Genomic DNA, 22,865 nt, shown 5'->3' with positions numbered 1-22,865 from the left:
CTTTGGCGGTAGGTTTCCTGCCGCCAAAATTGCGCTAAATCAATCTCCCCCTATTTTGTCGCAGAAAGCCCTTTTCACCGTTCAGGCACAGGCATAATCTTAAACATGTATATCAAATATAACTTTAACAGGTGTGATTATGTTTTGTGTGCAATGTGAACAAACCATCCGTACCCCGGCAGGCAATGGCTGCTCTTACGCACAGGGTATGTGCGGCAAAACCGCAGAAACATCTGACCTGCAGGACCTGCTGATTGCTGCCCTGCAAGGCCTTTCCGCATGGGCGTTCAAAGCCCGCGAATACGGCATCGTCGACCACTACGTCGACAGCTTCGCCCCGCGCGCGTTTTTCTCCACGCTGACCAACGTTAACTTCGACTCTCCGCGCATCGTCGGCTATGCCCGTGAAGCGATTGCCCTGCGCGAAGCGCTGAAGGCGCAGTGCCTGAAGGTGGATGCTAACGCTCATGTGGACAATCCTATGTCAGAGCTTCAGCTGGTGAGCGACGATCTGGGCGACCTCCAGCGCCAGGCGGCAGACTTTACCCCGAATAAAGACAAAGCGGCGATTGGCGAGAATATTCTCGGCCTGCGCCTGCTGTGCCTGTACGGCCTGAAAGGCGCTGCGGCCTATATGGAGCACGCGCACGTGCTCGGTCAGTACGACAATGACATCTACGCTCAGTACCACAAGATCATGGCGTGGCTGGGTACCTGGCCTGCCGATATGAACGCCCTGCTTGAGTGCTCAATGGAAATCGGCCAGATGAACTTCCGCGTGATGAGCATTCTGGATGCTGGTGAAACCAGCACCTACGGCCACCCGACGCCGACACAGGTCAACGTGAAAGCGACCGAAGGCAAGTGCATCCTGATTTCGGGTCATGATCTGAAAGATCTCTACAACCTGCTGAAGCAGACCGAAGGCACCGGTGTTAACGTCTATACCCACGGCGAAATGCTGCCGGCGCACGGCTACCCGGAGCTGCGTAAATTCAGGCATCTGATCGGTAACTACGGCAGCGGCTGGCAGAACCAGCAGGTGGAGTTTGCCCGTTTCCCGGGCCCTATCGTGATGACCTCTAACTGCATCATCGACCCGACCGTGGGCGCGTATGACGACCGCATCTGGACCCGCAGCATCGTCGGCTGGCCGGGCGTGAGCCACCTCGAAGGCGACGATTTTGGCCCGGTTATCGCCCAGGCGCAGCAGATGGCGGGCTTCCCGTACAGCGAAATTCCGCACCTGATCACCGTCGGCTTCGGTCGCGAGACGCTTCTCGGCGCCGCTGACTCGCTGATCGATCTCGTCAGCCGTGAAAAGCTGCGCCACATCTTCCTCGTCGGCGGATGCGACGGCGCGCGCGGCGAACGTAACTACTTCACCGATTTCGCCACCCGCGTGCCGGAAGACTGCCTGATCCTGACCCTGGCGTGCGGTAAATACCGTTTCAACAAGCTGGACTTCGGCGACATCGAAGGTCTGCCGCGCCTGATTGATGCGGGCCAGTGTAACGATGCCTACTCGGCCATTATTCTGGCGGTCACGCTGGCGGAAAAACTGGGCTGCGGCGTCAACGATCTGCCGCTCTCCCTGGTGCTCTCCTGGTTTGAGCAGAAAGCGATTGTCATCCTGCTCACCCTGCTCTCTCTGGGCGTGACCAACATCGTGACCGGCCCGACCGCGCCAGGCTTCCTGACGCCGGACCTGCTGGCCGTGCTGAACGAGAAATTCGGTCTGCGTTCAGTCACCAACGTTGAAGATGATATGAAGCAACTGCTGAGCGCGTAAGGAGCTATTCATGACCATGCCAACCTCACAATGTCCGTGGCGGATGCAGGTTCATCACATCCATCAGGAGACGCCGGATGTGTGGACGCTGTCACTGCTCTGTCACGACTACTATCCGTACCGTGCAGGCCAGTATGCGCTGGTCAGCGTTCGCAATTCGGCGGACACCCTGCGCGCCTACACGATCTCCTCCACGCCGGGCATGAGCGAGTACATTACGCTCACCGTCCGCCGCATCGATGACGGTGCCGGCTCTCAGTGGCTGACCCGTGACGTGAAGCGCGGAGATTACATCTGGCTGTCCGACGCGCAGGGAGATTTCACCTGTGACGACAAGGCAGACGATAAATTCCTGCTGCTGGCGGCGGGCTGCGGCGTAACGCCGATTATGTCTATGCGCCGCTGGCTGGCGAAGAACCGCCCGCAGGCCGACGTGCAGGCGATCTTCAGCGTGCGCTCTCCGGAAGACGTCATTTTCGCCGAGGAGTGGCGTGATTATCCGGTGACGCTGGTGGCGGAACATAACGCGACGCACGGCTTTGTGCCCGGCCGCCTGAGCCGTGAGCTGCTGCAAAGCGTGCCGGACATTGCGAACCGTACCGTAATGACCTGCGGCCCGGCGCCGTACATGGATATCGTGGAGAAAGAGGTGAAAGCGCTCGGCGTAACCCGCTTCTTTAAAGAGCAGTTCTTCACGCCGGTGGCGGAAGCGGCAAGCAGCGGGATTCAGTTCACCAAGCTGCAGCCCGCGCAGACCTTCTTTGGCCGCGTGGGCACCACGCTGCTGGAAGCGCTGGAAAGCAACAAGGTACCGGTAGTAGCGGCCTGCCGTGCGGGCGTGTGCGGCTGCTGTAAGACGAAGATCGTTTCCGGGGAGTACACCGTCACCAGCACCATGACGCTGTCCGACGCGGAGATTGCCGAGGGTTACGTGCTGGCGTGCTCGTGCCACCCGCAGGGGGACCTGGTCCTCGCATAAACGGTAAACGTTCGGTCGAAGGCCCGGTAAGCGTCAGCGCCACCGGGCTTTTTGTCGGATGACACTGCGTATACCCGACCTGGATTGTGCAGGCTGCTTGTACGGCAGTGAACGAGAATGGCAAAATCGCCGCAGCGGTAACGATTTTCTAAGCTGCCTGTACGGCAGTGAACTTTCATCTGGCTTGATTATGTTCACCGATATTTTTCTAAGCTGCCTGTACGGCAGTGAACAGTGACGCTTCCTCTGAGCGAGTATTATGACGTTTCTAAGCTGCCTGTACGGCAGTGAACAAGGTGCTTGGTTGTTTGTACGTTTCGGGAGTTTTCTAAGCTGCCTGTACGGCAGTGAACTGGAACAATCTACACCTATAACCTTGTCAGATAAAGAATTCCCCTAAAAATTCCCCTTAAACCCTTTTTTTACCACTTACAATTCAACCTAATAAAATCAATCACTTAAAACCCACCAATAAAAAAGGGTCCGTAGACCCCTTCCTTCATTCCAGCATCCAACTTTCACCGCCACGCCGGACCTTTCCCCAGCGCAAACCGCCCTGCCCCTAAAAACGCCACCGTCAGCGAGCCAATAAAGAAGTACACCAGGCTTTCAATCGCCCATGCACCGACCTTATCGAGCGCGAATGTCTCATCCATTCCCACCATCAGCCACGCCACGATCATGGTAAACGCCAGCACCAGCGCGGCCGGGCGCGTGAAGAGGCCGACAATAATCAGTATCGGTGCCACCACTTCACCAACCAACACGCCGTAAGCGATAAACCCCGGCAACCCTTTTTCCACCAGCATGCCGCTGATGAACCCCACACCGCCCAATAGCTTGTGCAAACCGTGAAACAGCATCAGCCCGCCGACGGTAAGTCGTAACAAGAGTTTGCCAAAATCGTCGTGCGACAGCTTTTCATTAACAGCAATTAACAATGATTTAACCATTTGAAATGATTCCTGTTTCCATCCAAGTGATGACCAGATTATGCTGAATAATTGCACAGGAAAACCACCTTTAATTGAGGGGTATAGAGCAGGCAATACAGTGACTTTCTTCTAAGCTTGTAAGCGATATCACAAAAAGGAGACGGACAACCATGAAACAAACCGTGGCTGCATACATAGCGAAGACCCTTGAACAGGCAGGTGTAAAACGTATCTGGGGCGTAACCGGCGATTCCCTGAACGGGCTTAGCGATAGCCTCAACAAGATGAAAACCATCGAGTGGATGTCCACCCGCCATGAAGAGGTCGCCGCCTTCGCCGCGGGTGCCGAAGCGCAGCTCACCGGAGAGCTTGCCGTGTGTGCGGGCTCGTGCGGGCCGGGCAACCTGCATCTGATCAACGGCCTGTTCGACTGCCACCGTAACCACGTGCCGGTGCTGGCGATTGCCGCCCATATCCCCTCTTCCGAAATCGGCAGCGGCTATTTTCAGGAGACGCATCCGCAGGAGCTGTTCCGTGAATGCAGCCACTATTGCGAGCTGGTTTCATCCCCGGAGCAGATCCCGCAGGTGCTGGCGATCGCCATGCGCAAGGCCGTGCTGAACCGTGGTGTGTCAGTTGTCGTTATCCCCGGCGACGTGGCGCTCAAGGCCGCGCCGGAAGGGGCAAGCACCCACTGGTACCACGCCCCGCAGCCGGTGGTGACGCCTGCCGAAGAAGAGCTGAAAAAGCTGGCGCAGCTGCTCCGTTACTCCAGCAATATCGCCCTGATGTGCGGCAGCGGCTGCGCGGGCGCGCATAAAGAATTACTTGAGTTCGCCGGTAAGCTCAAAGCGCCTATCGTCCACGCCCTGCGCGGCAAAGAGCACGTGGAATACGACAACCCCTTTGATGTAGGAATGACCGGGCTTATCGGTTTCTCCAGCGGCTTCCACACCATGATGAATGCCGACACGCTCATTCTGCTCGGCACCCAGTTCCCGTACCGCGCGTTCTACCCGACGGATGCCAAAATTATTCAGATTGATATCAACCCGGCCAGCATCGGCGCGCACAGCAAGGTCGATATGGCGCTGGTGGGCGACATCAAATCCACCCTTGCCGCCCTGCTGCCGCTGCTGGAAGAGAAAACCGATCGCAAGTTCCTCGATAAAGCCCTGAGCGATTATCGCGACGCGCGCAAGGGGCTGGACGACCTCGCCAAACCGAGCGACAAAGCCATTCACCCGCAGTATCTGGCGCAGCAGATCAGCCATTTTGCGGACGACGACGCCATTTTTACCTGCGACGTCGGCACGCCAACCGTCTGGGCGGCGCGCTATCTGAAGATGAACGGCAGGCGCCGACTGCTCGGCTCGTTCAACCACGGCTCGATGGCCAACGCCATGCCGCAGGCGCTGGGCGCAAAAGCGACGGCGCCGGAGCGCCAGGTAGTGGCGATGTGCGGTGACGGCGGGTTCAGCATGCTGATGGGAGATTTCCTGTCGGTGGTGCAGATGAAGCTCCCGCTGAAAATCGTGGTCTTTAACAACAGCGTGCTGGGCTTCGTGGCGATGGAGATGAAGGCCGGAGGCTATCTCACGGACGGCACCGAGCTGCACGACACCAACTTTGCGCGCATCGCCGAAGCCTGCGGCATCACCGGTATTCGGGTAGAGAAAGCCTCCGAGGTGGATGAAGCCCTGCAGCGCGCTTTCTCTATCGACGGCCCGGTACTGGTAGATGTCGTCGTCGCCAAAGAAGAGCTGGCCATCCCGCCGCAGATCAAGCTGGAGCAGGCCAAAGGTTTTAGCCTCTACATGCTGCGCGCCATCATCAGCGGGCGCGGTGACGAAGTGATCGAACTGGCAAAAACCAACTGGCTCAGGTAAAACATTTCGCATGACCTCTTAAACTAAAGGGATGTGAAATGATTGATTTGCGTAGTGATACCGTTACCCGCCCGAGCCGTGCCATGCTAGAAGAGATGATGGCCGCCTCGGTCGGGGATGACGTCTACGGCGATGACCCGACGGTCAACGAACTGCAACGCTATGCGGCAGAGCTGAGCGGCAAGGAAGCCGCCCTGTTCCTGCCAACCGGCACGCAGGCGAACCTGGTGGCACTGCTCAGCCACTGCGAGCGCGGTGAAGAGTATATCGTCGGCCAGGGCGCGCATAACTATCTCTACGAAGCTGGCGGTGCTGCCGTGCTCGGCAGCATTCAACCGCAGCCGATTGACGCCGCACCGGACGGCTCCCTGCCGCTCGACAAAGTGGCGGCGAAAATCAAAGCCGACGATATTCACTTCGCCCGCACCAGGCTGCTCAGCCTCGAAAACACCCACAACGGCAAAGTTCTGCCGCGCGAGTACCTGAAAGCGGCGTGGGAATTTACCCGCGAGCGAGGGCTCGGCCTGCACGTTGACGGCGCGCGTATCTTCAACGCCGTGGTGGAGTACGGCTGCGAACTGAAAGAGATAACGCAGTATTGCGACTCGTTCACCATTTGCCTCTCAAAAGGTCTGGGTACACCGGTGGGCTCCCTGCTGGTCGGCAATGCGGACTACATCAAGCGCGCCAACCGCTGGCGTAAAATGACCGGCGGCGGCATGCGTCAGGCCGGCATTCTGGCGGCCGCAGGGCTGTATGCGTTAAAAAATAACGTGGCGCGCCTTAAGGACGATCACGACAACGCCGCGTGGATGGCGACGCAGCTGCGCGAGATCGGCGCAGACGTGATGCGTCACGACACCAACATGCTGTTCGTTCGCGTGGGCGAAGAGCACGCTGCTGCGCTGGGCGAATTTATGAAAGCGCGTGGCGTGCTGATCAACGCCTCCCCGATCGTGCGTCTGGTGATGCATCTCGACGCGAGCCGCGAACAGCTGGCGGACGTGGTGAAACACTGGCAGGCGTTTTTACAGCGCTAAGGAGCATCACGTGCCGCAACGCATTCTGGTGCTTGGCGCCAGCGGATATATTGGTCAGCATCTCACCTCTGCGTTAAGCCAGCAGGGGCATCAGGTGCGGGCAGCGGCACGCAACACCGAGCGTCTGCAAAAACTCACTTTGCCAGGCGTGACCTGTCACAACGTCGATCTCAACTGGCCGAAGGAGCTTCCCGCGCTGCTGGAAGGGGTAGACACGCTTTACTACCTGGTTCACAGCATGGGCGAAGGCGGCGATTTCATCGCCCACGAGCGGCAGGTGGCGATGAACGTCCGCGATGCCCTGCTGCAAACGCCGGTGAAGCAGGTGATTTTTTTAAGCTCGCTTCAGGCGCCCGAACACGAGCAGTCCGATCACCTGCGCGCCCGCCAGCTGACGGCCGACACGCTTCGCGGGGCGAATATTCCCGTCACCGAGCTGCGCGCCGGGATCATCGTCGGCGCGGGTTCCGCCGCCTTCGAGGTGATGCGCGACATGGTCTACAACCTGCCGGTGCTCACGCCGCCGCGCTGGGTGCGTTCGCGCACCACGCCGATTGCGCTGGAGAACCTGCTGCATTATCTGGTGGCCCTGCTGGATCACCCGACAGAGCAACACCGCGTGCTGGAGGCGGCAGGCCCGGAGGTGTTGAGCTATCAGGAACAGTTCGAACACTTTATGCGCGTCAGCGGACGCCGCCGCTGGCTTATCCCCATCCCCTTCCCGACCCGCTGGATATCGGTGTGGTTTTTGAATGTGATCACCTCGGTTCCCCCGACGACCGCGAAGGCGCTGATCCAGGGGCTGAAGCACGATCTGCTGGCGGACGATCGCGCGCTGCGCGCGTTGATCCCCCAGGAATTGATCCGCTTTGACGACGCGGTGCGCCATACGCTGAAGGAAGAAGAGAAGCTGGTGAACTCCAGCGACTGGGGTTACGACGCCCAGGCCTTTGCCCGCTGGCGGCCCGAATACGGCTATTACCCGAAGCAGGCGGGCTGCACGGTAAAAACCTCTGCTAGTCTCCACGCGCTGTGGGAGGTAGTGAACCAGATCGGCGGCAAAGAGCGCTATTTCTTCGGCAATATCCTCTGGCAAACGCGCGGCGCGCTGGATCTGCTGGTAGGCCATCGTCTGGCGAAAGGTCGTCCTGCCGCCCCATATCTCAACGTGGGCGACACGGTCGACAGCTGGAAGGTGATCATCGTCGAACCGGAAAAACAGCTGGCGCTGCTGTTCGGCATGAAGGCCCCGGGCCTGGGGCGGCTCTGCTTTACGCTCAGGGACAAAGGCGACCACCGGGAACTGGACGTTCGCGCCTGGTGGCACCCGCACGGGATGCCGGGTCTGTTCTATTGGCTACTGATGATCCCCGCGCACCTGTTTATCTTCAGGGGGATGGCGAAACGCATTGCGCAACTGGCAGAACAAAAGACGAAAATAACTCAATAAAACCCTCTTTCTTTCACCTTTCCCATTGCAACACATCGTAATTCACGAAAGAATGCGCACGAAATTCTTTTCAACACAGTGGATTGATATGAAGGTACTGGTTACCGGGGCGACCAGCGGCTTAGGCCGAAATGCGGTCGAATTTCTGCGCAACAAGGGCATCAGCGTCAGGGCCACCGGTCGCAACGAAGCGATGGGTAAACTGCTGCAAAAAATGGGCGCGGAGTTCGTCCATGCCGACCTGACGGAGCTGGTCTCCTCGCAGGCGAAGGTGATGCTCGCCGGTATCGACACGCTGTGGCATTGCTCCAGTTTTACCTCCCCGTGGGGAACCCAGGAAGCCTTCGATCTCGCCAACGTGCGCGCCACGCGTCGTCTGGGCGAATGGGCCGTCGCCTGGGGCGTGCGTAACTTTATCCATATCTCCTCTCCGTCGCTCTATTTCGACTATCACCACCATCGCGACGTGCAGGAGGATTTCCGTCCTGCTCGCTTTGCCTGTGAGTTTGCCCGCAGTAAAGCGGCCAGCGAAGAGGTGATCGACCTGCTGGCCCAGTCAAACCCGCACACCCGTTTTACGGTCCTGCGTCCGCAGAGCCTGTTCGGGCCGCATGACAAGGTATTTATTCCGCGTCTGGCGCAGATGATGCACCACTACGGCAGCGTGCTGCTGCCGCGCGGCGGCGATGCGCTGGTGGATATGACCTATTACGAAAATGCTGTCCACGCCATGTGGCTGGCAAGCCAGCCGGACTGCGACAAGCTGATTTCCGGGCGCGCGTATAACATCACCAACGGCGAACCCTGTACGCTGCGCAGTATTGTGCAGCGGCTGATTGATGAACTGCAGATCGACTGCCGTATCCGTTCCGTGCCCTACCCGATGCTGGACATGATCGCCCGCAGCATGGAGCGTTTTGGCAGTAAATCCGCCAAAGAGCCTGCGCTGACGCACTATGGGGTATCGAAGCTCAACTTTGATTTTACGCTGGATATTTCGCGGGCGGAGAACGAGCTGGGGTATAAACCGATTGTGACGCTGGATGAAGGCATTATGCGCACGGCGGCATGGTTACGGGATCACGGGAAGCTTCATCGCTAGCGTTTTGCCCGCCTGCAACAGCACCGTACCGTCCCCTCGCCCCTCCGGGGAGAGGGTTAGGGTGAGGGGAAAGTGCAAATACTAAAACGGCAACCTTTCGGTTGCCGTTTGCTGTTTATAATGCCGTCCAGGCATCAGACCATGCCAGACCTGCGCCTGGTTCATAGTATGCCGGGGCGTTGTTACACCAGCCGCTGTACGGGAACGGTTTGCACTGGAACAGTTTACCGTGGTTGTTCACGATATCACCTGCGTTGTACTTGCTGTTCGCGCTCCACGCCGGGTAAGAGCCGGAAGTGCCTTCGTCCTGAGACGGGGTCGCTTTCGCCTTCACGTTCAGCAGATATGAGGTGGTGCTGCTCAGCTCGCCATCGCTGACGGTCAGGCTCACTTCAATCTGCTGCGCCGTTGCGGACTCAGGTGCAGTGAAGGTCACTACCGCTTTGTCTTCGCCGGTCACGGTCTGGCCGTCCTGAGAGCGCCAGGTATAGGTCAGCTTATTGCCGTCGGCATCGGTAGAACCTTCGGCGCTCAGAGAGACCTGTGCGCCCGCGTCAACAGCCCCGATTGGACCCGCAATATGCGCAACCGGTGCATGGTTTGCCACTACAGGCTCTGCCGGGGTTTCATCCGGCGTCGGCGCTGGTGCCGGTGCCGGCGTTTCATCTTCGGAAGGCGTTGGCGTTACCGGGGTTTCGTCCGGCGTTACGGCAGAGCCGTCATCGTTTACGATATTGACGTTATAGAACTTCTGCACGCACTTGGTGTAGTCACCGTCTTTAAAGGCGCTGAACGGCGTCTGGTAGCCCACCAGCTGGCAAGAGTAGGTCTTACCGTCCGGCGTATCAGCGCTCCATCCCCAGTCCTGTTCCCAGTAAATCTTCAGGGCACCGGCACCGTATTCGTCGAACTGCTTCATGTTGGCGCAGCCCAGCACTTCATTGGCCGGAACGGGCACTTTCAGATAGTTCGCGAACTCTTTGTAGTACTTGATACGGTTCTGCGACTGGGCAATTTCAGTCGGGCCGCCGCACTCTACGCCGCCGTTGATGATCTGGGTGGTCACGCCGAAGCCAGGGACCAGACCGTTGGCTTTATCGTGATCGTTCGGCTGCCACGTGCCGTCGATAACCTGCAGCATGCTTGGTTTAGGCGGCTGCGGGTAGGCGAAGAAGAAGATCGCACTCGCCAGGTTCAGCCAGGTGTCCGCCACCAGCTCAGGTTTGTCGAGCAGCGTACGCACGTCGCCGTACATCGCTTCAGAGAATGGACCGTAGTTGTAGTTGTAGGACAGCTGCTTCGCACCGCGGCCGAAGTAGCTCAGGAAGTCGCCGTCTTTGTCTTTACCGCACGGCCAGGTCTGGCCCTGCCAGACGTCTGGGTTACATTCGCCGTTATAGCCGCCCTTCTGGCCTTCGCTCCAGCCCATTTCACGCACGTGCACCAGCGCCTGACGCCATTCGGCTTCAGGACGCCAGCTTTCGTGACCGCCGGTCTCTTGGGCAAAGTGAGCAAACATGGTTGCTAGCTCTTTGCGGCAGATCGCGTCGCTGTCACGGCCGTCGTTGTAGGTCTTACACAGCGCCGGGAATTTACCTACCGCTTTCAGGAAGTTGCTGTAGGTGTATGCCTGAGCACGCAGCGGGAACAGGTATTCCCAGTCGCTGGCTTTCACAATCCCTTCAACGCGCTTCACGTTTTCCGGGTTCGCCGCGCGGCCTGGTTCAATCAGTTCAACCTGAGCGTTGTCCAGAGTCTTGATGGTCTCTTTAACGGAGGCCATCAGCGGGAAATCCGTCAATTCCTTCTCTTTCTTCGCCAGATCGCTGGCTTTCATGGTGTATGGTTCACTGGTGGTCGCCTGCAGCGAGGCAGCCTGCGCCATAAACGGTGCTACGCATGCGCCGGCAACGAGTACACTCAGTAACGTCCTTTTATTCATTTCAGTATTCCTGTTAATTGAAGTTAAAGATAAATCCCGGCTTATGTATTAATCCATTAATAAATAAACCACAGACAGCTGTTTTCACTTTTCGAAGAACACCCTCGGGAATTCTTCAAAAATAAAAAACCTTAATATTGCGCCGCTAATTTCAACTGTTGATATTTTTTCCAGACCTTATGCGCATACTTCATTCGCTGCGGATAATTCTCTTTTTTTAAACCGGCGTTATAGGCACCTACCGCTTCCCAGTTATAGCCGTACACCTTGATCATCCCTGAAAGGATGGAGGCGCCGACCATGATGGAGGTACAGGGTTCGGTCATCAGCCGATATTCGTCAATGCCTCTGCTTTCCAGCTCCGTAAAATGTGTACTGTTAATCTGCATCAGCCCGACATCACGCGTGCCGTCATGATTTTGCCCAACCGCATACGGATTCATACCGGATTCAACATTGGCTATGGCATACAATAAATACGGATCGACATGATAATAGTGCGCTGCTCTGTCCCAACAATTTGCCAGTGCGCTTTGGCTTATTATTAATAACAACAATATTACCTTTTTCATTTTTACCTGCTGTAAGCGTCAGTGATTTCTCCTTAGCAACATCCTGTAAAATGAATTTTGAATCACTCACCATCCCTCACGGGGATGGTGAGTGTTTATCGGGCTATATTATTTGCAGTCTGTTGAAGGACCTTCTTTCACCCATACATCGCTGTTAGCCGGGTTATCACCGCGAGTCCACCATTTGGCACGGTAAACGTTGCCCTCGTAGGTGGTGGTATCACCGCCGTTGTAGACCAGGTCAGAACGCCAGTTCATCTTCACGTCGCTGACCAGTTCCCATGCGTCCACACCGAAGCCAGGCTGGTTGCCCTGCGTCCAGTACTTCGCTTTCCACACCAGATGGTCGAAGCTGACGGTATCGCCATTGTTGTAGATTTTGCTGGCATCCCACGCGGCATACTTGCTGGCGTTAGCATCAACAGGCGCGTCGCAGCTGCCGGTTGCAGATCCTTCGTCAGAAGGTGGTGTAACGTCATCAGCCGGAGGAGTAACGTCGTCCGCTGGAGGCGTCACATCATCAGCAGGTGGCGTAACATCGTCAGCAGGCGGCGTAACGTCAGCCGGTTTCGGATTCACGGTCACCTGGACGTTAGACTGCACGCTGGTTTTACCGTCGCTCACCACAACACTCAGGGTGTAGGAAGAGGCGGAGCTCACTTCCGGTGCGGTGATGTTAACGTTCGCCGTGTCGGTACCGGTCGCGTGCATATCCGCTGGAACGCTCCAGGCGTAGGTCAGTGCATCACCGTCTGGATCCGCAGCCTGCGCATGCAAAGCGTAGGTTTCACCCGCCTGCAGCGTTACCGCTTCCATTGCATTCACAACGGGTGCCTGGTTCGCTTTTGGCGCTTTGTTCACAACCTGCACATCAATCGCGTTGCTCAGGCCTTTCGCGTCGGTCACCGTCAGGCGGAACGCCAGAGTCTGATCGCTGGTAGCAGCCGCAACGTTGAAGGTCGCTTTCGCTTTGGTGCTGTTGGTGAGGGTCACAGATGGGCCAGAAATCTGGGTCCATTTGTAGGTAATGGCATCGCCATCCGGGTCGGTTGAGGCGGAGCCATCCAGCGTAACAGTGGCCGGACCGGAGATGGTCTGGTCTGTCGATGACGCGATTGGCGCGTGGTTGGTCACCACAGGCTCAACCGGCGTAGAGCTGCCCAGCAGGCTTTCGTTCATGGCGTTCAGAATGTCGCCGTTGTCAGAGTCAATAGACCAGGAGAACAGACCGCCCAGTTTGTTGGCCAGAACGTATTTACCTTTCGCAGCGGCAGAGCGCGCATCTTCATAGGAGATCAGATCGCCGGTTGACTTGTTGAAGACATAAGGCGCTTCCGCGTCAGCATCGTAACCGTATTCCCAGCCTGGCTTACCTTTGTACTCGTTCACAATCTGACGATAATCCACCACGCCCGGTTCCCAGGTGCCTTTAACAGGTCCTGTTGCGGTACCGGTGAACGGATTGTCGCCCGTCTGGCCGTGTACGCCGGTCCAGCCGCGACCGTACATGCCCGCACCCACCACAATTTTGCCAGGCTGTACGCCCTGCTGGAGCAGCGCATTCACGCCGTTTTCGGTGGTGTAGTCGGTATCTGGACGCCATGCTGGTGCACGCAGCGCCGCCTGGTGACCCAGCACCGTGTTGCTCCACGCGCCGTAGAAGTCGTAGCTCATCAGGAAGATATGATCGAGATACTGCTGCGCGGTGGTGTAATCCACATCTTCAATCTTGTCTTTACCGGAACCAATCGCGGTGGTCAGTTCGTAGGTACGGCCCGTCTTCGCAGACAGTTCATCCATCATCGCGCGCAGGTCGTGCATCAGGGCGGTGTAGGTTGCCTTATCCTGCTGCGGGTTGCCCAGCGCCGCGTTCTCACCGCCGCCGCCCGGGAATTCCCAGTCGATATCTACACCGTCAAAGAATTTCCAGGTCTGCAGGAACTCTTTCACTGAGGAGACAAAGCGGGCGCGAATGGCCGGATCGTTCATCTGATAGAACGGGTCAGACAGGGTCCAGCCGCCGATAGATGGCAGAACTTTCAGGCCTGGATGCGCTTTTTTCAGCGCCATCAGCTGACCAAAGTTGCCTTTGTACGGGTCGTCCCAGTTAGAGACGCCGGACTGTGGCTTTTGCAGGGCTGCCCACGGATCGTGGATCGCCACGGTGTAGTCCTGACGGCCGTTACAGGCGCGCTTCAGGGCTTCAAAGCTATTACCGCCTTCGATAGATTTCAGGCTGTCGTTGATGCCGTCACCGCCGCAGATTGGAATGAAGCCGTACAGAATGTGGTTCAGGTTAGCCGCAGGGATTTTATCAACCGGGAAGTTACGGCCATACACGCCCCACTCGGGGAAGTAGGCACCGACCACTTTATCGGTATGCTGTGCGAAGGTTTTGTTGTTCTCCAGCATCGGCGCGTTCAGCGGCAGCAGGTGGCTACCGTCGGTGTCCGCAACGATAATCAGCTTGCTGGCGCTTTTGGTGCAGCCGCTGGCATTACAAAGTTCAACTTGTTCCTGGTAGCGTCCACCTTTTTTTACCTTGAAGGTGGCAGAGCCGGACGCGCTGCCCGCGCCAGACCAGACCGTGGTGCCGTCCAGCAGCACTTTCGCTGAGGTTGGCGCGTCGCCACTCCAGACATTCCACTCAACCTTCACGTCCACGCCGTCAGGGTGAACTTTGACAAGGCTGTTATAGTCCTGTGCAGCCTGGTCTACTTCTACCAGCGCAAATTTGTCATTACCGCTGCTAATAGTAGGCGTACCGGGTGCCGCTGCAAATACTGAGCTTGTTGCGGCTGCAACAAAAAGCGCCAGATATTTAGGCTTCATAAATTTCATTTTTATTTCCTGATAAATTTATTCGTAACGTTAATAACCCATGCCTTCCTTGAGAACATGGATGCGTTTCGCGTAATGCGTATTTAACCAACCTGAAAACCGTGACAAAAAACGTTTTGCTGCGTTGTATTCCTCCATAAAAAGATACAAGCCCATATTCCGTGTAGCTTATATCCCTTACGATACACTGAGCGCAAAGAGACGTCCTTCTCTTCCACCATCAAAAAAATTTATAAAAAAACTTGACCTGTATATTTAAAATATGAAAGCAAACTGCTGTCCAATAAACACCACTATTCCAGCAAATGAGAGATACGGTCCGAAAGAAATAGTGAGGTTATTTTTATTTAAATTATTTAAGGTGAAATAACCCACAATACCGCTCAACGCTGCCGCGAGTTCAATTGAAGGCAGCGCCTGCCAGCCGCACCAGGCGCCCAGGGCCGCCAGCAGCTTAAAATCGCCATATCCCAGCCCTTCCCGCCCGGTAATCAGACGGAATGCCCAGTAGAGCAGCCAGAGGGAGAGATAGCCCACGACCGCACCGAACAGCGCATCGCGCAGCGGCATCTGGTGGTCAAACGCATGGAACAATAATCCTGCCCACAGCAGAGGCTGCGTCAGACAATCCGGCAGGAGCTGATGCCGCCAGTCAATCATTGCCAGGGGCAGCAAAAAAGCGGCCAGCAGCCACAGGGCGAAAAGGGACAGGATGTCTGGCATACACCAGGCGGTGATGCCGCAAAACAGCGCGGAAAAAAGTTCGATTAAAAATAGCCGCAAGGGGATAGCCGTTCTGCACTGGCGGCAGCGCCCGCGTAATACAAGCCAGCTGACCAGCGGGATATTCTCCCAGGCGCTCAGGCTGTGCTGGCACACCGGACAGTGCGACGCCGGAAAGAGCAGATTACCGCCCCTCTCCTCCTGCATCACCATGCCCGGCACGCGTTCGGCAACCACCCCAAGAAAGCTTCCGATAATACTGCCGAAGATCGCACTCATTACCGGGAACCCCACCGGGTATACGTCCCGCATCAGCGCGAACGTGTTCATGCCTTTTTGCTCCAGGTGAGCTGGACTTCCGCTTTCACATCGCTGAGGCGATCGACCGGCGTGAGGTTCATTTTCTGCAGCCTGACGCCGGAGGTCTGGTTTATTTCCCGCAGCCAGCTCTTTAATTCATAGACATTTACGCGACTGACCACGAACGATAAGGTTTGCCCATCCTGACGCACGTCTGTCAGAGGCAGATGAATTTCCTGGGCGCTGTTCTCCACCACCGTGCGCGGATTATCCGTTTTGACAATCTGGACCTGGAGATGGTTTTTATCTATTTCACTGCGCATCCAGTTCAGCGTCTCTTTTTGTCTGCTCAGCGTGGCCTTACTGTTCTGAATCATATTATCCAGCGGAACCATTCCCGCGTAATAAATAACCCCCCCCGCTATCGCGACAGCACATATTTTCAGAATAATTTTTTCCCTGGCACTGTAATTCTGGTAACGAGACTTAAGCTGCGTGATTCGCTCTTTCATTTATATTTCCCTGCGATCATGGCGGTATAAGGAGCAGAGGTCGAAACAGGCTGTAAGGTGAAATCAAAATATTCCCCCGCCTGGTTTACAAACGTCTGCAACGCGGATTGGCTTTGCGAACTGGCGCTCAGCGTCAGCGTGTTTTGCTGAGCATCGTATTCGAGCAGCGTGATCTCCAGCGCGGGTACGGCCTGCCTGGCTTTCTCCAGATCTTCCAGCTGCAGAAACACCCCTTTGCTCTGCTTTTTCATGTTTTGACCAAAGTGATATTTGATATTGGTCTGCTGGCGCATGCTCGGAAAATGGTGCTGATAAACCTGCAGGATCTCCTGCTGAAGCTGATTTTCCTGCTGCACCAGCATCCAGGCCATGGCGACGCGCGGGCCCAGCAACAGGCCGAGAGAGAGCAAACCCGCCGCGGCAATTGTCGCTTTGATGCCCTTCGAGGCTTTCCCCGAGCCCGCTTTCGCGCTGAATTCGCAGTGCAGGAGCGTGACGCGGCAGGCTTGCCACTGGGGCTGGATCAGCACCAGCGGATGCTGCCAGGGCTGGGCGATGTCGACCGCGACGCCGGCAGGCACTTCACCGTAGCAGCACACCTCCCCCTCTCCGGCCTTCTGCATCAGAAGCGGCAGCAGGCTCGCTTCCATCTCACTGGCAATATGCGGTGATAAACGCAGCCAGTAGCTGTCATCCAGGGCGACAAGGGTACTTCCGCCAGCCGTCACGGGCAGCAGCCAGGCATCCGGCAGCACCTGAATCACCTTTAACCCCGCCTCCTGACAGCGGTTTAACCACCCGCGCAGCAGATCGGCGTCTATCGCCACCGCATCCACTTCGGCACCTTTTTTGTTCAGCACCGTCCAGTGGAGATTATCCACGTCGCCAATCAGCGTCTCTTCCGCCATCCAGGAGAACGCCGTCGCCTGAGAGGCGACTTTTTTCGGCAGCGTAAAATGACGGAAGATCATGCTGCTGGCGGGCAGCAGCAGACAAACACGGGACGCCAGTGGATGGTCCGCCAGTGCGTCCAGGCTCTCCAGCGTCTCAACCTGCTGGCTGCCGGAGACACACCCCATAATTTTCCCGCCCTCGCGGTTATCGGGACGAACAAAAAGTACCTGTTTCATAGCGATCTACTTTTCTTATTCAATCATTCGGTAACGACGTTGCCACGTCACGATCTCACCGGCTTCGTTATTGACCTGAAGCTGGCTAACCACGCGAAGCGTTAATTCATCGGTATTGCCGGTATAGTTCACCCGGAAATACCGGCTGCTGATGGAGAGAAGCTCAGCCACCTGCGGGAGATCGTCTTTCAACTGCGGGAAGGTCTGCTCCAGCGCCTTGCTGAAGGTTTCCATATTTTCCCAGCCGGTTTCTGGACGCGAATCAATCAGGCGAACGGCGTCATCTTCCGTTAATTTTCCGGGGAACAGGGCGGCCAGTAAGGCGGCCTGCTCCGGTTTCAGGGTATTCACATCCACTTTGCTGGCAGAGTCCGGCAGCGCGCAGAGCAGCTTGCTCACCTTCGGGTATGCCGCTGCCGGGAACGCGGGCAGCTGTTTGATCTCAGCAATGGTGCGCATCATCTGGTTTGCGGGCTGGCGGGCAGGCACGACGCCGGCCCAGGCATCGCTCTCTGCACCGTCTTTGGCGGTCGTCGCGTCGCCATCTAGATAGTCCACCAGCTGTTGATACACCTCTTCCGCCGTAGCGTGGCTGATGCCGCTTTCCGTCAGGATCTGTTCAACAATCTGCTCGTTACGCGGTTTTTCCGGCACCGCGGGCGCGTTTTGCCCCTGCGGTATTTTCTCTGCGGCCAGCAGGTTGTTGACGTTAAAGCAGTCCTGCGCGTCTTCCACCTGGCTGACCACCGTGTAATCTTCGCCCCGGGTTTCCAGCGGCTGATGCCAGTCGCCTTCAAGGTTCAGGGCCTTGTTTTCACCGCTGGCGTCGGCCTGCAGGCGGTCTTTCACCACCTTTTCCTGCGCCTGCATCGCCCAGCGCAGCTGCTGCTGGCTCACCTGGTAATGGGTTTTCTGCAGGTTGCGGCAGAACTGCTGGCTGATTTTGGCGGCCAGCGCCGACATCATGACCAGCAGGATCAGCACCACCAGCAGCGCGACCCCTTTTTGTTTACGTAATGCACTCATGATTTTGCTTCCGGTGCTGGTGCTGGTGCTGGTGCTGGTGCTGGTGGTGGCGCAGACGCAGCGGCGGGCGCAGCCGCTTCAGGCATATCGCCCGGGGTCGTGAAGACCCAGCGCCAGGTGTCGCCGTTTTCCATGGTCAGCGTCAGCTCCACGCCGTCCGGCAGATGCGCCGCGTCACTCCAGCTTTTCTGCCAGCCCTGACGGTAAAAACGCCACTGCAGGGATTTCACCTCGCTGACAATCGGCACCTCATCGGGTTTAACGTCCGCCGGGCCGTCAATCACCGGCCAGACGTCGCGATACAGACGCCCCTCTTCCAGCCGCCAGCGCACGCGCTCCAGCTGAACCGTTCCACTCACCCCGTTCAGGGTGGTCAGCTCAAGGGCATCGCCCTCCTGACGAAACAGTTCCGGCTCGTTACGCGGCGCGCGCGCCTGAAGCTGATAAAAATCGCGCTCCATCAGATTCCAGGCCCGCTGCAGCTGGTTGAGCTTTGCGGCGCTGGCATCCGTCGCCGAACTGGTGCGCATCGCGCCGTCCAGAATTTGCCAGGCCAGCGTGCTGATCACCGCGAAGATGGTCAGGGCAATCATGATCTCCAGCAGGGTAAATCCGCGCTGGCGTCGCGTTTTTTTCACTTGCTCTCTCCCGGCGGAATGATGTGCAGGGCAATAACCGGCTGGCTGTCGTCGCCTTCCGCGTAGACGCGAATCGCGTTCGCCCAGACGTTGTCGGCGGTTTTTACCCGCTGCTTGCGCCAGTTCCAGCTGCGCCCGCCCATGATTTCCGTCCCCTGCTCCTCGGCGTCCGGGAAGTCGGTTTTCGTGAGCTGCGCTTCCGCCAGCTGATTTTCCGCCACCCAGCTGGCCTGCAGCGTTTCGGCCAGACCGTGGGTGAAACGCACGTTCAGGGTGACGGAGTTCATCAGAGCCAGCGCGGCGGTGGAGAAGATCACCAGCGCGACCATTACCTCCAGCAGCGTCATCCCCTTTTGCTTTTTATTGCCGTTAGCCATCGTTTTCTACCGATACCGGGGCCGCGCCTTGCGACACCACGCGGAAATGGTGCTGTTTGTCGTAGCTTTGCAGCGTCAGCGTGAAGCGGCTGATTTCGCCGTCCGGTAAAAAGAGCACCTGCGGGTCAGAGGTTACCGTGGCGGCAAGGCGCTGCGGCGAGAGCGAAACGTGCATCTCCTCCGGGAAATCGCCTTTGGTGGTAATTCGCCCCGCGGATAACGGCACCCAGCGACGTTCGCCATTTTTATCTTCGAGCGTCACCAACTGATAGTTATCCGTGGTAATCACCAGCCCGACAATATTTCCGTCCATCACCGCACGGTCTGAACCATAATCAACGAGGGCTTTTAATTGCTGGCCAAATATATCCGCACCGCTGCGTGAAGGTATTGTTGACACTACCATCATGGCGCAGCTGGCAAATATCACCAGCGCCAGAATAATTTCCAGCAACGTAAAGCCGCGTTGTTTATTCATTATTTCTCTTTCTTATCGAGAGACCAGTTCGTAATATCATCGGCGGTATTCGCTTCACCGTCCGGACCGGCTGAGAAGACATCGACCGCGCCGTGTTCGCCCGGGCTCACCAGAATATAATCTCCACCCCACGGGTCCTGCGGCAGACGGCGGATATAACCATCGGCACGGTAGCCGTTCGGAATTGGCGCGATTTCAGGCTTGGTCACCAGCGCCTGCAGGCCCTGCTCAGTGGTCGGATAGCGGTGGTTATCCAGCTTATACATATCCAGTGAACCTTCGAGCGCAACAATATCGCTGGTCGCTTTTTGTTCGTCCGCTTTCTCTTTATTCCCCATTAAGTTTGGCACTACCATACTCGCCAGAACGCCGAGAATAACAATCACCACCATTAATTCGAGCAACGTGAAGCCCGCCTGGCGCGCCAGGTTTTTACGTTTTAAAGCCATGATTTAACCTACCATATTATTAAGTTGCAGAAGCGGTTGTAATATTGACAGTACGATGAATAAAACAATCGTTGCCATGGATACCACCAGCGCCGGTTCAAATACCGACAGCGTTAATGTAATGCGATGCTGTAATGCCGATTCCTGGTTTTCCGCCGCGCGGTCCATTAAATTACCTAATTCCCCGCTCTCTTCGCCGGAGGCAATCATATACAGCATGGTCGGCGGGAATAATTTCGCCTGTTCAAGCGCCGCGTAAAGGGATGCCCCCTGGCGCACGGTATCCGCCGCCTGCTCCAGCACCTGCCGGGCGTAGAGGTTTTCGATACCGTCCATTGCGATATACATCCCCTCCAGCAGCGGCACGCTGCTGGCTTGCAGAATGCTCAGGGTGCGGATATAGCGGGCACTGTTGATGGCGCACACCAGCTTTTTAATTGGCGAACCGTTCACCAGCCAGCTGTTCCAGCGAAAGCGGTTTTTGACATTTCTGAGCCAGGTTTTAAAGCCGATAAAGCCGCCCCCCAGGATGCCCACAATATAGATGCCGTACGCCTGCAGGAAATCGCTCACGGCAATCAGCGTGCGGGTAGTGATTGGCAGCTGCTGCTTCATGTGGGTGAACTGCTCGATCACCTGCGGCACCACCGCCACCAGCAGTATGCTGATGACCGCGATGGCCACCACGGTCAGGGTGATCGGGTAGACCATCGCCTGCGTCAGCTTGCTCTTCATCTTCTGGCGCTGCTCGTTGTACTCCGCCAGCTTCTCCAGCACGTCGCCCAGGTGGCCGGTCTTTTCACCGGCCATCACCAGCGTGCAGTAGAGCTTGTCGAAGGTGCGCGGAAACTGGCTGAAGGCGTCAAACAGCGTGTGCCCTTCCACCACCTTCTCGCGGATCTCCACCACCATCGCTGCCAGCTTTTTGTCTTCCGTCTGCTTAGAGATCGCCTTCAGCGCACTCTCCAGCGGCAGCGCGGCGTTGACCAGCGTGGAAAGCTGGCGGGTAAACATCGACAGCACCGGCGTTGAGAGCTTTGCCCCGGTTTTTGCTTTTCCGGCGGACGCCGCTTCACGGGTTTCGGTGATGCTGACGGGCATCAGCTTTTGCTCGCGAAGCATCTGGCGAACCTGCTTTTGCCCCTCGGCCTGCAGCGTACCGCGCTGGGTTTTTCCCGCGGCATCCGTCGCCGTCCAGGCGTAGAAGGCCATTACGCATCCCCCCCACGCTCGGCGGTGACGCGCATCACCTCTTCCAGAGAAGTCACGCCGCTAATCACCTTCAGCAGCCCGTTTTCACGCAGGCTGTAGGCCTGCTTAAAAAGCTGCGTTTCAATCGACATTTCGTCTTTATCTTCATGAATGGCGCGGCGCATGGTGCTGTCCACCACCAGGAACTCATGAATACCGGCACGGCCCTGATAGCCGCTCTGGCGGCAGTGTTCACAGCCCACCGCGCGGTAGATTGCTTTTGGCGGCGCGTCCATAAAGCCGAACAGCGCTTTTTCATTGGCGTCCAGCGGACTGGTGGTCCGGCAGTGCGTGCACAGCCGGCGCACCAGACGCTGGGCAATGACACCGAGCAACGATGATCCGATTAAAAACGACTCCAGCCCCATATCCCGCAGACGCGTAATCGCCCCTGCGGCGCTGTTGGTGTGCAGCGTAGACATGACCAGGTGACCGGTGAGCGACGCCTGCACCGCGATTTGCGCGGTTTCACCGTCGCGAATTTCCCCGATCATCACCACGTCCGGGTCCTGACGCAGAATGGCGCGCAGCCCGCGGGCAAAGGTCATGTCCACGCGCGGGTTAACCTGCGTCTGCCCCACCCCTTCCAGCTCGTATTCAATCGGGTCTTCGACGGTCAGGATGTTGCGTTCGTGACCGTTCAGCGCCGAAAGAATGGCGTACAGGGTGGTACTTTTACCGGAACCTGTCGGCCCGGTGACCAGGATAATGCCGTGCGGGCGGTCAATCAGCCCCTTTAACTTCTCCAGCTCTTCATCAATCAGCCCCAGCTTGTTGATGTCGGGCTTCAGATTGCTTTTGTCGAGCAGACGCATGACCACGCGCTCGCCGTACTGGGACGGAATGGTCGAGACACGCACGTCAATCGCCTTGCGGCCAATGCGCAGGGAGATACGGCCATCCTGCGGCAGGCGCTTCTCGGCGATATCCAGCTTCGACATGACCTTGATACGCGACACCAGCAGCGGCGCGAGCTTGCGCGCCGGCTGAAGCACCGGGCGCAGCACGCCGTCGACGCGAAAGCGAATGCTCAGCGTGCGCTCAAAGGTTTCGATATGAATATCCGACGCGCCGTCTTTCACCGCCTCGCCGAGAATGGCGTTGATAAGGCGGATCACCGGCGAGTTTTCGTCGTTATCGAGCAGATCTTCGTTGTCCGGGATCTCCTCGGTTAACGCCATCAGGTCGATGTCCGCGTCCATGTCGTCTACCAGCTGCTGCGACACGCCGCTGCTCTGCTGCCAGATTTTGGCCAGCATCTCGTCAAACGCTTCCGGCGTCAGGGTGACCGGGACGAACGCGCGTCCCAGCACCCGGCGCACCTCCAGCAGTGCAAATGCCGGAGTGTCATCACGGATATAGACGTCATTGTTATAAAATAAAACGCCGTTATCTTTTGCGTAGCTGCTGCTACACAGAGTTTTACTCAGTTCGTCCAC

The 22,865-nt window shown here is 57.3% G+C and carries 20 protein-coding genes and 1 CRISPR repeat array; of the genes, 6 read left to right on the top strand and 14 right to left on the bottom strand.

The annotated features are described in order from the left end of the window. The first annotated feature begins 139 nt into the window (after nt 1–139). Nucleotides 140–1,792, top strand: coding sequence for a hydroxylamine reductase (gene hcp / locus AC4ICF_RS07855; protein ID WP_316380030.1), 1,653 nt, complete (start codon nt 140–142; stop codon nt 1,790–1,792). 10 nt (nt 1,793–1,802) lie between these two features. Further along, nucleotides 1,803–2,771, top strand: a complete 969-nt coding sequence (hcr, locus tag AC4ICF_RS07850; protein WP_316380029.1) for an NADH oxidoreductase — start codon at nt 1,803–1,805, stop codon at nt 2,769–2,771. Between the two features lie 85 nt (nt 2,772–2,856). Next, nucleotides 2,857–3,124: direct repeats of the CRISPR family, unit length 28 nt; unit sequence TTTCTAAGCTGCCTGTACGGCAGTGAAC. A gap of 165 nt (nt 3,125–3,289) precedes the next feature. Here the strand turns inward: hcr and AC4ICF_RS07845 are convergent. After that, entirely contained in the window at nt 3,290–3,724 is a 435-nt protein-coding gene (locus AC4ICF_RS07845) for a DoxX family protein (RefSeq protein WP_316380028.1), read from the bottom strand. 152 nt (nt 3,725–3,876) lie between these two features. On the opposite strand from AC4ICF_RS07845, the gene poxB reads away from it, so the two are divergent. From poxB to AC4ICF_RS07825, 4 genes are all read left to right on the top strand, one after another. Beyond that, nucleotides 3,877–5,595, top strand: a complete 1,719-nt coding sequence (poxB, locus tag AC4ICF_RS07840; protein WP_166710610.1) for a ubiquinone-dependent pyruvate dehydrogenase — start codon at nt 3,877–3,879, stop codon at nt 5,593–5,595. A gap of 38 nt (nt 5,596–5,633) precedes the next feature. Beyond that, a complete protein-coding gene (gene ltaE / locus AC4ICF_RS07835) occupies nt 5,634–6,635 on the top strand; it encodes a low-specificity L-threonine aldolase (protein ID WP_316380027.1) in 1,002 nt (333 codons plus the stop codon). A gap of 10 nt (nt 6,636–6,645) precedes the next feature. Beyond that, on the top strand, nt 6,646–8,085 hold the full coding sequence (locus AC4ICF_RS07830; RefSeq protein ID WP_233002264.1) for an SDR family oxidoreductase: 1,440 nt from the start codon (nt 6,646–6,648) through the stop codon (nt 8,083–8,085). 88 nt (nt 8,086–8,173) lie between these two features. Next, nucleotides 8,174–9,187, top strand: a complete 1,014-nt coding sequence (locus AC4ICF_RS07825) for a 3-beta-hydroxysteroid dehydrogenase (RefSeq protein ID WP_116341168.1) — start codon at nt 8,174–8,176, stop codon at nt 9,185–9,187. A 115-nt stretch (nt 9,188–9,302) separates the two neighbouring features. Here the strand turns inward: AC4ICF_RS07825 and AC4ICF_RS07820 are convergent, their stop codons facing one another. The 13 genes from AC4ICF_RS07820 to gspE form a co-directional block, all read right to left on the bottom strand. After that, nucleotides 9,303–11,129 carry a chitinase gene (locus AC4ICF_RS07820; protein WP_163328555.1) on the bottom strand — a complete coding sequence of 609 codons (1,827 nt, stop codon included), beginning with the start codon at nt 11,127–11,129 and terminating at the stop codon, nt 9,303–9,305. A 131-nt stretch (nt 11,130–11,260) separates the two neighbouring features. Beyond that, the gene (gene iagB, locus AC4ICF_RS07815) at nt 11,261–11,701 is read right to left on the bottom strand and encodes a type III secretion system invasion protein IagB (RefSeq protein ID WP_116341012.1); all 441 of its coding nucleotides are present in this window, start codon (nt 11,699–11,701) and stop codon (nt 11,261–11,263) included. Nucleotides 11,702–11,809: 108 nt separating this feature from the next. Continuing rightward, nucleotides 11,810–14,542: a glycosyl hydrolase family 18 protein gene (locus AC4ICF_RS07810; RefSeq protein ID WP_316380026.1), complete on the bottom strand. Its 2,733-nt coding sequence runs from the start codon at nt 14,540–14,542 to the stop codon at nt 11,810–11,812. Nucleotides 14,543–14,797: 255 nt separating this feature from the next. After that, complete coding sequence (locus AC4ICF_RS07805) at nt 14,798–15,595, bottom strand: prepilin peptidase (RefSeq protein WP_316380025.1); 798 nt, start codon at nt 15,593–15,595, stop codon at nt 14,798–14,800. Beyond that, a complete protein-coding gene (locus AC4ICF_RS07800; RefSeq protein WP_316380024.1) occupies nt 15,592–16,077 on the bottom strand; it encodes a type II secretion system protein M in 486 nt (161 codons plus the stop codon). The genes AC4ICF_RS07805 and AC4ICF_RS07800 overlap by 4 nt, the downstream gene beginning before the upstream one ends. Next, nucleotides 16,074–17,207: a type II secretion system protein GspL gene (gspL, locus tag AC4ICF_RS07795; protein ID WP_316380023.1), complete on the bottom strand. Its 1,134-nt coding sequence runs from the start codon at nt 17,205–17,207 to the stop codon at nt 16,074–16,076. The genes AC4ICF_RS07800 and gspL overlap by 4 nt, the downstream gene beginning before the upstream one ends. Before the next feature lie 15 nt (nt 17,208–17,222). Next, nucleotides 17,223–18,233, bottom strand: a complete 1,011-nt coding sequence (gspK, locus tag AC4ICF_RS07790; RefSeq protein WP_316380022.1) for a type II secretion system minor pseudopilin GspK — start codon at nt 18,231–18,233, stop codon at nt 17,223–17,225. Further along, complete coding sequence (gene gspJ, locus AC4ICF_RS07785; protein WP_316380021.1) at nt 18,230–18,871, bottom strand: type II secretion system minor pseudopilin GspJ; 642 nt, start codon at nt 18,869–18,871, stop codon at nt 18,230–18,232. The genes gspK and gspJ overlap by 4 nt, the downstream gene beginning before the upstream one ends. Next, nucleotides 18,868–19,248 (bottom strand): type II secretion system minor pseudopilin GspI, encoded by a 381-nt coding sequence (gene gspI / locus AC4ICF_RS07780; RefSeq protein ID WP_116341024.1) that lies wholly within the window; start codon nt 19,246–19,248, stop codon nt 18,868–18,870. Before gspI ends, gspJ begins: the two co-directional genes overlap by 4 nt. Further along, nucleotides 19,241–19,726, bottom strand: coding sequence for a type II secretion system minor pseudopilin GspH (gene gspH, locus AC4ICF_RS07775; protein WP_166710593.1), 486 nt, complete (start codon nt 19,724–19,726; stop codon nt 19,241–19,243). Before gspH ends, gspI begins: the two co-directional genes overlap by 8 nt. Further along, on the bottom strand, nt 19,726–20,175 hold the full coding sequence (gene gspG, locus AC4ICF_RS07770; RefSeq protein ID WP_006809430.1) for a type II secretion system major pseudopilin GspG: 450 nt from the start codon (nt 20,173–20,175) through the stop codon (nt 19,726–19,728). Before gspG ends, gspH begins: the two co-directional genes overlap by 1 nt. A 3-nt stretch (nt 20,176–20,178) precedes the next feature. Further along, nucleotides 20,179–21,387 carry a type II secretion system inner membrane protein GspF gene (gene gspF, locus AC4ICF_RS07765; RefSeq protein ID WP_166710589.1) on the bottom strand — a complete coding sequence of 403 codons (1,209 nt, stop codon included), beginning with the start codon at nt 21,385–21,387 and terminating at the stop codon, nt 20,179–20,181. Beyond that, the gene (gene gspE / locus AC4ICF_RS07760; protein ID WP_439209910.1) at nt 21,387–22,865 is read right to left on the bottom strand and encodes a type II secretion system ATPase GspE; all 1,479 of its coding nucleotides are present in this window, start codon (nt 22,863–22,865) and stop codon (nt 21,387–21,389) included. Before gspE ends, gspF begins: the two co-directional genes overlap by 1 nt.

It is taken from the genome of Enterobacter sp. ECC_219_Taxon_10, from assembly GCF_058354905.1.
Note: the sequence above shows the minus strand (reverse complement) of the source record. Positions and strands in the feature narration are given on the sequence as shown.

Bases quoted from the DNA above. Each gene is read 5' to 3' on its own strand.
- hcp (WP_316380030.1), top strand. From the start codon at position 140: ATGTTTTGTGTGCAATGTGAACAAACCATCCGTACCCCGGCAGGCAAT.
- hcr (WP_316380029.1), top strand. From the start codon at position 1,803: ATGACCATGCCAACCTCACAATGTCCGTGGCGGATGCAGGTTCATCAC.
- AC4ICF_RS07845 (WP_316380028.1), bottom strand. From the start codon at position 3,724: ATGGTTAAATCATTGTTAATTGCTGTTAATGAAAAGCTGTCGCACGAC.
- poxB (WP_166710610.1), top strand. From the start codon at position 3,877: ATGAAACAAACCGTGGCTGCATACATAGCGAAGACCCTTGAACAGGCA.
- ltaE (WP_316380027.1), top strand. From the start codon at position 5,634: ATGATTGATTTGCGTAGTGATACCGTTACCCGCCCGAGCCGTGCCATG.
- AC4ICF_RS07825 (WP_116341168.1), top strand. From the start codon at position 8,174: ATGAAGGTACTGGTTACCGGGGCGACCAGCGGCTTAGGCCGAAATGCG.
- AC4ICF_RS07820 (WP_163328555.1), bottom strand. From the start codon at position 11,129: ATGAATAAAAGGACGTTACTGAGTGTACTCGTTGCCGGCGCATGCGTA.
- iagB (WP_116341012.1), bottom strand. From the start codon at position 11,701: ATGAAAAAGGTAATATTGTTGTTATTAATAATAAGCCAAAGCGCACTG.
- AC4ICF_RS07810 (WP_316380026.1), bottom strand. From the start codon at position 14,542: ATGAAATTTATGAAGCCTAAATATCTGGCGCTTTTTGTTGCAGCCGCA.
- AC4ICF_RS07805 (WP_316380025.1), bottom strand. From the start codon at position 15,595: ATGAACACGTTCGCGCTGATGCGGGACGTATACCCGGTGGGGTTCCCG.
- AC4ICF_RS07800 (WP_316380024.1), bottom strand. From the start codon at position 16,077: ATGAAAGAGCGAATCACGCAGCTTAAGTCTCGTTACCAGAATTACAGT.
- gspL (WP_316380023.1), bottom strand. From the start codon at position 17,207: ATGAAACAGGTACTTTTTGTTCGTCCCGATAACCGCGAGGGCGGGAAA.
- gspK (WP_316380022.1), bottom strand. From the start codon at position 18,233: ATGAGTGCATTACGTAAACAAAAAGGGGTCGCGCTGCTGGTGGTGCTG.
- gspI (WP_116341024.1), bottom strand. From the start codon at position 19,248: ATGGCTAACGGCAATAAAAAGCAAAAGGGGATGACGCTGCTGGAGGTA.
- gspH (WP_166710593.1), bottom strand. From the start codon at position 19,726: ATGAATAAACAACGCGGCTTTACGTTGCTGGAAATTATTCTGGCGCTG.
- gspG (WP_006809430.1), bottom strand. From the start codon at position 20,175: ATGGCTTTAAAACGTAAAAACCTGGCGCGCCAGGCGGGCTTCACGTTG.
- gspF (WP_166710589.1), bottom strand. From the start codon at position 21,387: ATGGCCTTCTACGCCTGGACGGCGACGGATGCCGCGGGAAAAACCCAG.